This is a genomic window from Alkalicella caledoniensis, assembly GCF_014467015.1.
Lineage (GTDB): Bacteria > Bacillota > Proteinivoracia > Proteinivoracales > Proteinivoracaceae > Alkalicella > Alkalicella caledoniensis.
This window is the reverse complement of record NZ_CP058559.1, coordinates 3,187,662-3,200,917: the sequence shown is the minus strand read 5'-3', so window position 1 is coordinate 3,200,917 and position 13,256 is coordinate 3,187,662. Positions and strand designations below refer to the sequence as shown.

The following is a 13,256-nucleotide window of genomic DNA, read 5'->3' as shown; positions in this document are numbered from 1 at the left end:
AAAAACCCCGTTACCGGGGTTAGATTTTGTAAATATAATATGATTTTAAGTAAACTACTTACTTAAAGCCTACGAACTTACTTCTTCAAGTTCTTCTTGGGCAGCTTCTTCTTTCCTAGGAGGGTCCACAAAGTATAGGTTTAATTGTACGTGGTTTTCAAATCTCTTCATCCCTATATCTCCTAGCTTTAACTGGGCTACCTCTGGTTGCTCACTTCTCGCCTCTTCCACAGCTTCCTTAATAATTTTCAGGATATCAAAATTATCCCACTGTACCTTTCTAAAAACAGTAACAATTTTTGTGTTTTCCATAAAAAGACACCTCCTTTGAGATATTCTATTCAAAGGGGTGTCATTTTATTCATATTTTTATGAAGGAATACGCCCTTTTTTAGCTAAATGGCGTAAAACTATCTTTTCACACTGTCTTACAATCTTAGTGCCTATGAACTCCTTAGGGTTTATGGGTATCACCAACACAGTAAAAAGCCCTGTCCTATTACCACCTAGTACATCTGTAAAAATCTGATCTCCAATTACTGCAGTTTCAGCTTTTGTACTTTGAAGTAACTCCATTGCCCTTTTAAAAGGACTTCTTCTAGGCTTATTGGCCTTTGAAATAAAGGGTATATCTACTTGAGTTGCAAACTCTGCCACTCTGTTTTCACTATTATTAGAAACTATTGCTATCTTAAACCCCGCCTCTTGTAGATTTTCAAACCATCTAACAAGTTTAGCATCAGGCCTTGGATCATTCCAACCAACAAGGGTATTGTCAAGATCTGTGATAATAGTGTTAATTCCATTTTTCTTAAGCTTTTCAATTTCTAGATCATATACTGTATCTAAGTATAAATTTGGTGTTAAAGAATTTAATATGCTTATGTGAATCACCTCCAAATACTAGTACGAATATTATACCATAAACCTCATATACCAACAATTAACTGTTTTTCTTAAATTCTTTAGTGAGCCTACGTACTGCTTTTTTCTCAATCCGAGAAACATAGGACCTAGAAATCCCCAATTTCCCAGCTATTTCACGTTGGGTGTAGTACCTACCATCCAAAAGTCCATAACGCCTATCTATGACAAACCTCTCTTTTTTTGATAGTTTGTCTAGTAAAGTTCTCATCTTCTCGATGCTCATCTTTACATCAACTTCTTCAAGCAAGTCAGTCTCTAAACCTAGTATATCCATAAGAGTTAATTCATTACCTTCTTGATCTATACCTAGGGGCTCCTCTAAAGACATGTCGTCACGGTTTTTCTTGTTTGACCTTATTTGCATAAGAATTTCATTTTCAATACACCTAGCTGCGTAAGTAGCTAGTTTTATTCCCTTTTCCATATTAAATGTATCTATGGCTTTAATCAAACCCACTGTTCCGATAGAAATAAGATCATCATTGTCTATTTTTGTGTTATCGTACTTTTTTACTATGTGTGCAACAAGTCTTAGATTATGTTCTATCAGTTTCTGCCTAGCAATCTTATCCCCAGCTGCATGCTTTTCTAGATAATCCTTTTCATCATCATCTGAAAGAGGATGTGGGAAAGAGTTATTTTTTACGTAAGAGACAAGCATTGAAAGTTCTTTAATGACTGTAAGCAATGCTAATATCATCAATTATCGCCCCCTTAAATTAGTCCATTAATATACTATGTTTAAAAGGGTTCAATTGTTACTAATTAAATATAGTTTTTACAATTTCTTTTGTCACAGAAGAAATCCTTTGTCCATAACCTTCTTCCACAAAAATTGTCACAACATACTGAGGGTTTTCTTGAGGAAAGTAACCTGTCATCCATCTATTTTTATTGTCCCCAGTTCCTGTTTTCACTGCTCCGAAACCATCTAGGGCTTTAGCTGTACCAATCTTTGTTGTTAATTCCATCATTTTTTGCATCTGTGTTGCACTTTCTTTAGAGAGGGTCCTGGGTCCTAGGTTTCTAAATCCATATAGTTTATTTGGGTTTTTACCTAAATATCCCACAACCTTAGGTGTTACCTCATAACCTCCATTTGCCACCATGGCCGTAAGCTTAGCAATTTGCATGGGTGTTACCTCAAGCTGACCTTGCCCCATTGCCAATAGCCTGTTCCCCTGGGCCCCCTTTACAGTATCTATCTCAGGCAGCATTCCATTACTCTCTCCATTTAAGTCTATACCTGTTTTTTCTCCAAACCCCAGCCCTTTGGCGTAGTCCAATATTGCTTCTGGCCCATATTGCAAAACCATCTGATAAAAAACCTCATTACATGATTTGGCTATGCCTTCGCGAAACGTAATGTGACCATGGGGATAAATACACATATCCTTACATGTATAGCTTGTATTTGGACTGTGACCATTTTCCAGTGCGTATAGACCAATTACTATTTTAAATACAGAAGCAGGGTGAAAGCCTTTGTTTATTTGTATGGCTTTATTTAGATGGCTGCCATCATCAATGTTTAAAAAATTCATGGAAGGTCTACTAACCATGGCTATAACCTCACCATTATAGGGGTCCATAACAATAACTGCTCCCCTTTCAATGAGGTTTTTAGTGTCTATAACATACTCGAGACTCTCTTGAATATCTGCGTCTATTGTAAGGACTAGGTTATTCTTGTTTTTGTCCCCCTCTATATTATACGGGGGAATCCCCATAATGGGTCTTCCCATGCTATCTGCAATTAGTGCTACTCTTGCTGGCACACCGGCTAGCTTGTCATCATATTGCTTTTCCAAGCCAGAAACTCCCCTTAATCCATATAGTTTCGGAAAACGTGCATAACCCACATTACCGATAAGATGTGCAGCTACCCCAGAATTTCTCGTTGTTCTTTCCACCACATAAGAACCATCTACTAAATCATTTGTTTCACTATATGGCTCTGCCACAAGTACTTCCTTGACGTCTTCATTCTCCATATTTGGCGAGTATACAACCACTGTCTCACTATCCCTATCTGTAAGAGGCTTTAATTTTCTATCTAAGATGTCACCTCTGTTGCTGTTGTACATGTAGGTCTTTAGCCTTTGACTGGCGCTCAAATGTGTATATTGCTTATGTAATATAATTGAGTAGTATCCCACTTTATAAACCATAAAGAACATGATCAGTAAAAACATAGTAAATACAATCTTCATTCTTTTATAGAACATAAAAAACACCTCTCATATATTTTGTACATTTTGAGAGGTGTTTATTATACTATTTAACTATTGGTTAGTGCTAAAATCTTTGTCACCAAAATATCGATAGCAACAAGATTTTCCCCGCCTTCGGGGACAATAATGTCTGCATATTTTTTAGATGGTTCCACAAATTGCAAATGCATTGGTCTAACAACGGATAAATATTGCTCTACTACTGAATCCACTGTTCTTCCACGATCTTTGATATCCCTCAACATCCTTCTAATAATCCTTACATCTGCATCAGTGTCTACATACACCTTTATGTCTAAAAGATCTCTAATTCTTTCATCCTCTAAAATTAAAATCCCCTCTAGAATAATTATCTTTCTAGGCTCCACTCTCACTGTTTCTAGCTGTCTTGTATGGGTAACAAAGGAGTAAACAGGTTTTTCGATGGCAGTGCCTTTCTTTAAGCTTAAAAGATGTTCTAGCAAAAGTTCAGTATCAAAAGCAAAGGGATGATCATAGTTTGTTTTGAGCCTGTCTTCAAACTCAATATGGCTTTGATCTTTATAATAAGCGTCATGTTCTATAACTGCAACTTGTTCTTGGTTTATGCATTGAAATACCTTCTTAGCCACTGTTGTTTTACCAGAACCGGTACCCCCAGCAATCCCGATAATCATAGGTCTTTCCATCTACTATTTCTCCCTTCTCAAAATACCATAGGGCTTAACTTCAGAGTCAAATACTGCCTTAAGTACCTGTTGCGGATGTGGTGCACTAACTATTGAGTTACCCTCCATATCCCACATAATTAGTATCTTAGCATCTTTAACAACTCCTCCAGGAAGGAGTAACTCTAGTTTTTGATCTAAATTAAAATTGTTCCTTTGTTCAATAATTGCTGTAACACCATCTTCTTCAACTTCCCTTATAAGAGCCACAAACTCAAAGTCCCTAACATAATGTGAGCTGTCATAGGATTGCGCTGAAGGGCCTGCTTTTTCTTTATAAAAGCCTGATGTAAAGTGACGATGACTGGATTTAGATAGTTCATCAAACCACTTTTCATCAAAAGAATAATCGTCGCCTTTTTCATATATTTCATCTATAACTTGTCTATATGCATTCACCACTGTGGCAACGTAATTTACACTTTTCATTCTTCCTTCGATTTTAAAACTATCTATGCCAGCTTTCATAAGGTCTGGTAGAAACTCAATGGTTCTTAAGTCCTTAGAGCTCATGATATATGTTCCATGGTCATCTTCATACACAGGATAATGTTCGTTAGGTCTTTTCTCTTCAACAAGCTTGTACTTCCAACGACAAGGTTGAGCACAGTCTCCCCTGTTGGCATCTCTACCTACCATAAAATTACTTAGTAGGCATCTTCCAGAGTAAGACATGCACATGGCCCCATGGACGAAGGTTTCGATCTCTACTTCCACTTTTTCTTTGATTTCCCTGATTTCATCTAGGGATAACTCCCTAGCAAGAACAATCCTTGTAAGACCTTGGGATTTCCAAAACTCTGCTGCAGCATAGTTGGTTACACTGGCTTGAGTACTCATGTGAATTTCAAGGTCCGGTGCCTCTTTTTTAATTATTGCAATTATACCAGGGTCAGATACTATAACTGCATCCACACCCACTGCTGCCAACCAGCGGACAAACTTAGGAAGCTCAGCTAAATCTTCATTATGAGCTAATATATTTAGGGTTACATAGACCCTAGCGCCATTTTGGTGTGCATAATAAAGGCCTTCTAAAAGCTCACTTTCCGAAAAATTTGTTGCCCTTGTTCTTAGTCCGAAATTCTTCCCTGCCAAATAAACCGCATTTGCCCCATAGGCGATAGCTACTTTTAGTTTTTCCAAGTCCCCAGCGGGGGCTAAAAGTTCTGGCTTTTTCTTCATATATTCCACCCTTCCACAATAAGAACGTGGTTTTTTAGGCCACGTTCTTATTGTTAATTATTTCGACTCTTTCTATCATTTGCCCGATGTTCTTCATAGGTTTTAGCAAAATAGTGTTCTGAGCTTCCATCTTTTTTTGTAACAAAGAATAAATAGTCTGTATCCTCATAAAACAGTGTACTTTCCAGTGACTTAGCCCCTGGTGCACCAACTGGCCCTGGGGGTAAGCCTGGGTACTTATAAGTGTTATATGGATGATCAATAACAGTATCGGAGTTCAATATAAACTCCCTTCCTGTAAAATAGTAGATGGTTGCACAGGATTGAAGAAGCATATTAATATCTAGTCGATTATGGAATACCCCTGCAATAATGGGTCTTTCTTTATCTACCATGGCTTCCCTTTCAACGATAGATGCCAATGTCACGATCTCGTGCACAGATAACTCAAGCTCCTCGGTGCGTTCTATAAAATCAGCATTATATACTTTGTTAAACTGACCTAACATAACATTTATAATATCCCATTCAGTAGAGTCCACATGTATTTCATATGTGTTTGGGAACAGATATCCCTCTAAACGATAATCCACATCCTGGGGGATTTGATTGATAAACCAGTAGTCAAATTCACCATTTTGCACTAGATTTAAAAATACTTCTTTATCTGCTATACCTATGTTTTCTAGCCTTTCAGCTATTTGTTCAACTTTAAAACCCTCAGGAATAGTAAAACGAATACCTTCCCTTTGTACTTGACCAGAGAGTAGTATTTCAGCAAGTTCACCATAGCTTAGTCCATCATGTAGCTGGTAGCTCCCAGCTTGAAATTTACCTTCGTAGTCATTGTGACGCAGGTAAAGTCTAAACAAAAGCTTGTTCTTAATAAGCCCATTATCCGCAAGCTTATTGACAACTTGAACAGTGGAAGTTCCGATAGGTATATCCACTGTTAGCTCATTTTCTCCTTTTCCTGGTGGTAGTGTTTGTGAATAAGCCACCACGGAGAACGTTATAAACACCACTAATATGGCTATTGCTATCCCCAATAAAACTTTTGCCCTATTTGACATATTTGCTAGTAAATTTTTTGCTAGCTTTGATACATTATCTACTAGGCCCATGGGTCTCCCCTCCCATTTATTGGATTTGCATTCTAAAGTTCTTCGTCTTCCTCATCTTCTTCATCATATTCAATTAGGTCATGGTATGCGTTTTCCACTTCTTCGATTTCTTGTGGATCTTCAACAACTGTGTAGTTGTCTTCACCTTCTTCATCCACTTCAATCTTAAATACATATAGCTCTGCTTCATCATCATCTAACTCGTCAACCGCTAAAAGTAAGGCGTATTGTCTGTCATCTTCCATAAAAATTCTTTCGTACTCTACAAAAGAATGCTCATTTCCTTCCTCATCAACTAAAACTATTTTTACATCATCAATATTATTTTCCATTTTTAAACTCTCCTTTTATTTTAAAATTTAGTTATTAACCTCTATCTAAAAAAGTCTGTAAAATAAGCATAGCGGCCATTTTATCAACTACTTTTTTTCTCTTTTTCCGACTAACATCCGCAGATATAAGCTGCCTTTGTACCTGTGCAGTCGTCAATCTTTCATCTTGAAATACAAGCTTTAAATCAGGGAATTTCTCTTTTAAAACCTCCGCGAAATCCTGAGTTTTCTCTGCCCTGGGCCCTAATGAGTTGTTCATATTTTTAGGTAGCCCCAAAACAATAGTGGATACTTCGTATTCCTTTATAATTGATTCTAACTCTTTTAGTTCATCTTCTTCTTTTCGCCTGATTACCTTTACTCCTTGGGCCGTTAATCCAAGTAGGTCAGAAACAGCAACACCTATAGTCTTTTCCCCAAAATCCAAGCCCATACTTCTCAAATAAAAACACTCCTATCATATAACTTTAATACAAAAATCTGGACAAACCCTTGCGCAGTAACCACAAAAAACACATTTCTTTGTGTCTACTTCCATTGTTTCTACTCCAAGGTTTAAAGCTTTCTGGGGACAAACATCCTTACATTTTCCGCAGCTTGTACACCAATCATGAATTAAAATTTCCCTTTTCTTACCTTCAAGCCTTCGTGCTATATCTTGGTATTCCTTAGCTTTATCTAAGTATATACTTATATTATACACTATTTCGTCAACAGTTTGCATCCCTATGGCAACAGAAGAAAAACTTTTCATGGAAAAACAGTGTTTTAATGCTTCTTCCTTATTTTTAATAAGATGTCCTCCACCTAAAGCTTTCATACCATATATACCCTTTCCCATATCAACGGCGGTGTTTATAGCCTTTAACATCTCCTCTTTGGACCCGTCGGCTATACCAATACCCCTCATGTTGTAAATGGGGTGGATTATTTCTATTTCGGGGAAGGCGAAACTTCCCTGTACCGCTGAAATGGTATGACATGAAATTCCCACATGTTTTATTTTACCCTGAACCTTGTATTCTAGCAATGTTTCAATAGCTTCTTGATGACCTTTTATTGAATGATAGGATGTTTGTTCATGCAATAAAAAAATATCTATGTAGTCCGTATCTAACTCTTTTAAAGCACTTTCTACACTTTTTGTTGCGGTTTTTACGTCATAACAATATGCCTTTGTGGCAATAATTGGCCTGAAACCAGATCTTTTTATACTTTCTCGTATATATCCATAGGTTCCATATATTTCAGCAGTATCCACAAAATTTATACCTAATTCATAAGCTTTTCTTAAAAGGGTGTTGCCCTCTTCAATGGAATAGTTCCGCTGAAGAGGGCTAATTGTTAATGTACCAAAACATATGGGTGAAACTTTTAAATCAGTAAGTCCTAATCTTCTATAATCCTTATTTGACAACAACATCGATATAACTTTTAACCAATTCTTCTAAGATGTCGTCTCGCTCTAGTTTTCTAATCTTAACACGAGCATTATTATGACTAGTAATGTAAGCCGGGTCACCAGATAGTAAGTATCCTACTATTTGGTTAATGGGATTATAGCCTTTTTCCTCTAGACTTTTAAATACATCTGTCAAGACCTCTTTAACATCAACGATTTCTTTCTGGGCTGTGAATTTCATCGTTTGTTGGGATTCGGTCATTTTGTCCAACCCCCTTCATTTTAGTTTGTTATTATTATTATTCGACAAAATTAGATACCTTTCCTCTAATTTTTAACTTATATTAATAAATTTTTCCCACAAAATCTTCTACTATTCAAAGAATGGTAATACTTTACTTAAAGCTTCATCAATCATCTCAGGTAACTTCCCACCTGCCTGGGCCATATCTGGGCGACCGCCGCCCCCACCACCAGCTGTTTGAGCTACCTCCTTGATTATTTTACCACAATGCACCCCAGATTTTACACCTTGGGGAGTTGTTTTAGCAACAAAATTAACTTTATCCCCTATGACAGCACCTAGCACAACTAAAACTGTTTCTTTGTTTTCAACTAAGCTATCAGCTAAATCCCTTAAGTTATTGGCATCAGAAACATTTACTTTACTTACATAAATTTCAAGGTCGCCTATCTGTTTTTTGTTTGCTAAAATATCATCTTTTTGTGAGCCAGCCATTTTTTGTCTTAACTGATTCAGTTCTCTTTCTTGGTCTTTAAGCTTTTGAACAAGTGTTTCTGTTTTTTGCACAACCTCGCTGGTCTGACATTTTAGAGAATCTGCTATGAATTCAACGTCTTGTTGGAATCCTTCTAATATTTCAAATGCTTTTTCCCCTGTAACCGCTTCAATCCTGCGAAGGCCTGATCCTATACCACCTTCAGAGAGTATTTTGAAATACCTAATTTCTGATGTGTTTTTTACATGGGTACCTCCACATAGTTCTAAGCTATAGTCTCCCACGGATACTACCCTTACATGTTTCTCATATTTCTCTCCAAAAAGAGCTGTTGCACCTTTTTTCTTTGCTGTGTCAATGTCTGTTTCTTCAGTAGTTACAGGTAGGGATTTTCCGATGATGGTATTGACCTTTTCTTGAATTAGTTTAAGTTCTTCTAAAGTACATGCTCCATAATGACTAAAGTCAAAGCGCAACCTCTCTGGACCTACCTCAGATCCAGCTTGCTCTACGTGGGTACCTAGGACTTCTCTTAAAACCTTGTGTAAGATATGAGTTGCAGTATGGTTATATTGAGTTTTTGCCCTTAGAATCTGGTCAACAGCCATTTCAGATTGTTGCCCTGTCGTAATACTTCCCTCTAAAATCTTACCCTTTAACAGGATATAGCTTCCTTTTTTCTGGGTATCTAAAACTTCAAATGTACCACTTTGGGTTTTTATAACTCCCCTGTCGCCAAGTTGCCCACCACCTTGGGGATAAAACACGCTATTTTCTAACACTATACTTCCTTCTTGACCTGATTCTAATATCTCAACTTCGTTATTTCCTACAAGGATGCTTTTGATATCCCCTGACTCAGTTAGTTTTGAATAACCAACGAACTTACTCTTGTCTAAAGAAGATAAGCTTAGGGTTTCTTGGCTACCCATTGCCTCAACTTCTCCCCTTGCTTCCCTTGCTCTGTTTCTTTGGGCTTCCAATTCACTCTTATAGCTAGCTTCGTCTAAAGTGAAACCTTTTTCTTGAAGAATTTCTTTTGTTAGATCCAGTGGAAAACCGTAGGTGTCGTATAATTTAAACGCTGTAGTCCCTGGGAAGATCTCACCATCTTTAAGTTTTTCAAGTTCGTTTTCAAGAAGTTGCAAACCTTGCTCTAATGTCTGAGCAAACTTCTCCTCTTCAATGGTTATTATCTTAACTATATAATCCCTCTTGGTTTGGATTTCGTTGTAGGTATCCCCCATTAGTTCAATAAGAGTATCAACAAGTCTGTACATAAATTGCTCTTTGATTCCCAGTAGCATACCATGGCGAACTGCCCTTCTTAAAAGGCGCCTTAGGACATAACCACGTCCCTCATTGCCAGGTAATACTCCATCAGAAACCATAAATACCGTTGCCCTTAGGTGGTCAGCTATAACCTTTAAAGAAATATCTGTTTCAGCATTAACACCATATTTCTTTCCAGACATTTTCTCTGCTTGTTCAATTATGGGGAATATGATATCTATTTCAAAGTTATTGGTTACCCCTTGCATAACTGATGCAACTCTCTCAAGTCCCATACCTGTATCGATATTTTTATTTGTCAGTGGATGGTAGTTACCATCTTCATCTTTATCAAACTGTGTGAAAACTAGGTTCCAGATTTCTAAGTATCTATCACAGTCACACCCCGGCTTACAGTCTGGGCTGTCACAACCGTATTTTTCCCCCTGATCCACATAGATTTCAGAACAGGGACCACAGGGACCTACTCCTACTTCCCAAAAGTTATCTTTCTTACCTAGTCTTACAATCCTCTCTTCTGGCACTTTAATCATATCTTTCCATAGATCATAAGCTTCATCGTCTTCCTCATAAACTGATGGCCATAACCTGTTTGGGTCAAGTTTTAGCTCCTCTGTCAAGAATTCCCATGCCCAAGATACTGCTTCTTTTTTAAAGTAATCTCCAAAGGAAAAGTTGCCTAGCATCTCAAAGAAAGTATGGTGCCTTGCTGTTTTACCAACATTGTCAACATCACCTGTTCGAATACATTTTTGACATGTGGCTACCCTTGGGTTATCTCGCTTAACTTTACCAGTAAAATAATCCTTAAATGGTGCCATGCCAGCACCTACAAGTAGTAAGCTGGGATCATTTTGTGGTATTAGTGATGCACTGTCTAGTACGTCATGCATTTTCTTTTCAAAAAATTGTAAATATAGACCTCTTATTTCATTTGTTTTCATTTTGTATTGCTCCTTTCAATGTATAATCAATAAAAACTTAAGTTTTAAAATATCTTAAACATTAGACACCATGTACACCAACAAACCATCCACCATTTTCATCACTAGACATGTAAGTAGGACTTTATTATTTGCTTTTGCGGGGGCTGGTTTTGATGGTCTTTTATTTACCACTACTCTTCACTATTCAAAGACCAAAAAGCGTACGAGATCAAAGATTTAATATTTACTTTATAGTCACGGCAAACCTTTATAACTCGGATTAAATTAGCTATCTGAATCTGTCCCCCACGGAAAAGGAAACTAGTAATATTTCCCTGTTTCGTAGCCCCATTGGCCAGTGATACCCGAAGGGTGCCGTGTAAAGAACATCCAGGAATCTTGACAGTAATGGCCCGTGACTAATAGTAAATTGTAAGCCATTTAGCTAGTGAAGGTTAGTGTGAGGCTGGTTTTGATCTTTTTCACGAACTGCTCACTGCGGCTAAACAAAAAACCGCCCCTGTTGATTTATTTCAACAGGGACGGATTATCCGCGGTACCACCCTAATTGCCTGAATAGGCCTCTTAATTTAGCTATAACGTAGCCAACGATATGTTTTGCATATTTCTCAAGGGTAGCTTTCAGTTGCTGCACTTGAAAGGTCTTTCAGCCATGGACCCTCTCTCTTTGAAGTGCTTATTCAACTTACTTTTCCTATCATAGAAACTAAACTATATCCAATTTGTGTATATTATATTATTTAAGTTATCCTTTGTCAAACATTTCTATACAAAAAACTATTTTCTAAAGATACCGTCAGGTAGATAGCGTGCAAAAAAGTTCTTTAACAGTATTCTAATTATAGCTACAACTGGAACCCCTATTATCATACCTAAAATCCCCATGAATTTTCCACCAGCTATTAAAGAGAATATAACTAAAAGAGGGTGCATTCCCATCTTTTTCCCCAAAACCTGTGGTGCAACAACATTGCTTTCGATTTGTTGTACTATTACATACCAAATTATAACTTTTAAAGCTAGCATAGGGTCTGTAAAGGCAGCTACTATTATAGCAGGAACAGCACCAATCCATGGTCCGAAATAAGGAATGATGTTTGTTATACCAGCTATTATACCTAAAATCAATGCAAAATCCACATTTAATATCCTTAATCCTATATAGCAAGTTACACCAATGAAAAGGCAGTTAATAAATTGACCTCTAATGTAGTTCCCCATGGACTCATCTATTTCCCTTAAAACCTTTATTACAGTCTGCTTTCTCTTAGGTGATATTAGCTTAAACAGAAATTCCTGTACACTATAGTAATCTCTAAGCAGGTAGAATGTATACACTAAAACTAGAAATACCTGAAATGCTCCTAGGGCTATATTTGTAACGATACCTGGTAATGATTCTAAAAAACCAGTTAGCCTTAACTCAATGTTTTGGGTTGTATCTTGGATGCTTTGCTGTATGGCTTCTGGTAGTTCAAGTCTGTTTATTTGATCGTTTATATCTAATATGAAATCCGTGGTATATCTTGTATATTCAGGAACAAAACTCTGCAGCCTAGCTATCTCTCCTGCTACAACTGGTATAAATCTATTTATTAATGCAAACAACATTACGAACAATAACAGATATATTATTAATACAGCAACGCCTCTAGGTACTTTCCTATTTTGAAGAAATACTACAATAGGATTCAGTAAATATGCTATAACTAATGCTACAAATAATGGTATTATTAAAGATATGATTTGGAGCCTGTATGTATAAACTACTGTTAGTAATAGAGCTATAATTACTAACTTAGTTATAAGCACGACGTATTTATTTGAAAAAAACTCCCTTAGAGTCATGGGCAGCACCTCCTTAAAAACATTATACCATTTTTATACGGTAATGAAAACATTACCATTAAAATAATAAATAAAATAGCAGCCTAATTACTTAGACTGCCGGCTTAATTTTAGTGTTTACCACCTTTTTGTCTCTTTGTGTTTTGAACTCTTGCTATTCTCCTTCTCCTAGGAAGGTACTCATTCAATACTCTAGTATCTTCACTATCATGAATTTCTTCTGCAAACTCATTAATATAAGGCTGTGATCTATTGATTACTTTATCATGGGCATCATGATGTTCATATTCTTCTTCATGATCGTCGTCATATTGACTAAACTCGTTTAAGTAGGCATTTTCATCAAAATCATCATCTAAACGATCTTTAGTAAGATCATTATAATCACTATATCCATCATTACCAAAGAATCTTGATTCATCCCGTTGTTCTCTTTTTTTCCACATCTTACCCAAAGCTACTCCGATTAGACCTCCGATTACTAAACCTTTAACATAACCTCGTCTCAAGGAATTCA

The 13,256-nt window shown here is 36.8% G+C and carries 14 protein-coding genes and 1 other annotated feature; all 14 genes read right to left on the bottom strand.

Features of this window, described 5'->3' with window-relative positions; all coding sequences use genetic code 11:
• Positions 1-69: 69 nt before the first annotated feature.
• Positions 70-312 (bottom strand): hypothetical protein, encoded by a 243-nt coding sequence (locus HYG86_RS15590; RefSeq protein WP_213166487.1) that lies wholly within the window; start codon positions 310-312, stop codon positions 70-72.
• A gap of 57 nt (positions 313-369) precedes the next feature.
• Positions 370-894: a YqeG family HAD IIIA-type phosphatase gene (locus tag HYG86_RS15585; RefSeq protein WP_246451830.1), complete on the bottom strand. Its 525-nt coding sequence runs from the start codon at positions 892-894 to the stop codon at positions 370-372.
• A gap of 49 nt (positions 895-943) precedes the next feature.
• A complete protein-coding gene (gene sigK / locus HYG86_RS15580; RefSeq protein WP_213166486.1) occupies positions 944-1,627 on the bottom strand; it encodes an RNA polymerase sporulation sigma factor SigK in 684 nt (227 codons plus the stop codon).
• 61 nt (positions 1,628-1,688) lie between these two features.
• Positions 1,689-3,155, bottom strand: a complete 1,467-nt coding sequence (locus tag HYG86_RS15575) for a peptidoglycan D,D-transpeptidase FtsI family protein (protein WP_213166485.1) — start codon at positions 3,153-3,155, stop codon at positions 1,689-1,691.
• Positions 3,156-3,208: 53 nt separating this feature from the next.
• Positions 3,209-3,829 (bottom strand): uridine kinase, encoded by a 621-nt coding sequence (gene udk, locus HYG86_RS15570; protein WP_213166484.1) that lies wholly within the window; start codon positions 3,827-3,829, stop codon positions 3,209-3,211.
• A 3-nt stretch (positions 3,830-3,832) separates the two neighbouring features.
• Complete coding sequence (locus tag HYG86_RS15565; RefSeq protein ID WP_213166483.1) at positions 3,833-5,053, bottom strand: peptidase U32 family protein; 1,221 nt, start codon at positions 5,051-5,053, stop codon at positions 3,833-3,835.
• 53 nt (positions 5,054-5,106) lie between these two features.
• Positions 5,107-6,177: an endolytic transglycosylase MltG gene (gene mltG, locus HYG86_RS15560; RefSeq protein ID WP_213166482.1), complete on the bottom strand. Its 1,071-nt coding sequence runs from the start codon at positions 6,175-6,177 to the stop codon at positions 5,107-5,109.
• 32 nt (positions 6,178-6,209) lie between these two features.
• Positions 6,210-6,509: a DUF1292 domain-containing protein gene (locus HYG86_RS15555; RefSeq protein WP_213166481.1), complete on the bottom strand. Its 300-nt coding sequence runs from the start codon at positions 6,507-6,509 to the stop codon at positions 6,210-6,212.
• Between the two features lie 34 nt (positions 6,510-6,543).
• A complete protein-coding gene (ruvX, locus tag HYG86_RS15550; RefSeq protein WP_213166480.1) occupies positions 6,544-6,951 on the bottom strand; it encodes a Holliday junction resolvase RuvX in 408 nt (135 codons plus the stop codon).
• Between the two features lie 15 nt (positions 6,952-6,966).
• Complete coding sequence (locus HYG86_RS15545; RefSeq protein WP_246451829.1) at positions 6,967-7,926, bottom strand: aldo/keto reductase; 960 nt, start codon at positions 7,924-7,926, stop codon at positions 6,967-6,969.
• On the bottom strand, positions 7,916-8,173 hold the full coding sequence (locus tag HYG86_RS15540) for an IreB family regulatory phosphoprotein (RefSeq protein ID WP_213166478.1): 258 nt from the start codon (positions 8,171-8,173) through the stop codon (positions 7,916-7,918). The genes HYG86_RS15545 and HYG86_RS15540 overlap by 11 nt, the downstream gene beginning before the upstream one ends.
• Positions 8,174-8,284: 111 nt before the next feature.
• Positions 8,285-10,888, bottom strand: a complete 2,604-nt coding sequence (gene alaS, locus HYG86_RS15535; protein ID WP_213166477.1) for an alanine--tRNA ligase — start codon at positions 10,886-10,888, stop codon at positions 8,285-8,287.
• Positions 10,889-11,405: 517 nt separating this feature from the next.
• Positions 11,406-11,601 (bottom strand) — a binding site (T-box leader).
• Positions 11,602-11,668: 67 nt separating this feature from the next.
• A complete protein-coding gene (locus tag HYG86_RS15530; protein WP_213166476.1) occupies positions 11,669-12,739 on the bottom strand; it encodes an AI-2E family transporter in 1,071 nt (356 codons plus the stop codon).
• Between the two features lie 110 nt (positions 12,740-12,849).
• A complete protein-coding gene (locus HYG86_RS15525; RefSeq protein ID WP_213166475.1) occupies positions 12,850-13,248 on the bottom strand; it encodes a hypothetical protein in 399 nt (132 codons plus the stop codon).
• Positions 13,249-13,256 lie beyond the last annotated feature (8 nt).

Excerpts from the sequence above, each read along its gene's own strand:
- udk (WP_213166484.1), bottom strand. The coding sequence starts at position 3,829 with ATGGAAAGACCTATGATTATCGGGATTGCTGGGGGTACCGGTTCTGGT.
- HYG86_RS15575 (WP_213166485.1), bottom strand. The coding sequence starts at position 3,155 with ATGTTCTATAAAAGAATGAAGATTGTATTTACTATGTTTTTACTGATC.
- HYG86_RS15555 (WP_213166481.1), bottom strand. The coding sequence starts at position 6,509 with ATGGAAAATAATATTGATGATGTAAAAATAGTTTTAGTTGATGAGGAA.
- alaS (WP_213166477.1), bottom strand. The coding sequence starts at position 10,888 with ATGAAAACAAATGAAATAAGAGGTCTATATTTACAATTTTTTGAAAAG.
- HYG86_RS15540 (WP_213166478.1), bottom strand. The coding sequence starts at position 8,173 with ATGACCGAATCCCAACAAACGATGAAATTCACAGCCCAGAAAGAAATC.
- sigK (WP_213166486.1), bottom strand. The coding sequence starts at position 1,627 with ATGATATTAGCATTGCTTACAGTCATTAAAGAACTTTCAATGCTTGTC.
- HYG86_RS15590 (WP_213166487.1), bottom strand. The coding sequence starts at position 312 with ATGGAAAACACAAAAATTGTTACTGTTTTTAGAAAGGTACAGTGGGAT.
- HYG86_RS15565 (WP_213166483.1), bottom strand. The coding sequence starts at position 5,053 with ATGAAGAAAAAGCCAGAACTTTTAGCCCCCGCTGGGGACTTGGAAAAA.
- HYG86_RS15530 (WP_213166476.1), bottom strand. The coding sequence starts at position 12,739 with ATGACTCTAAGGGAGTTTTTTTCAAATAAATACGTCGTGCTTATAACT.
- mltG (WP_213166482.1), bottom strand. The coding sequence starts at position 6,177 with ATGGGCCTAGTAGATAATGTATCAAAGCTAGCAAAAAATTTACTAGCA.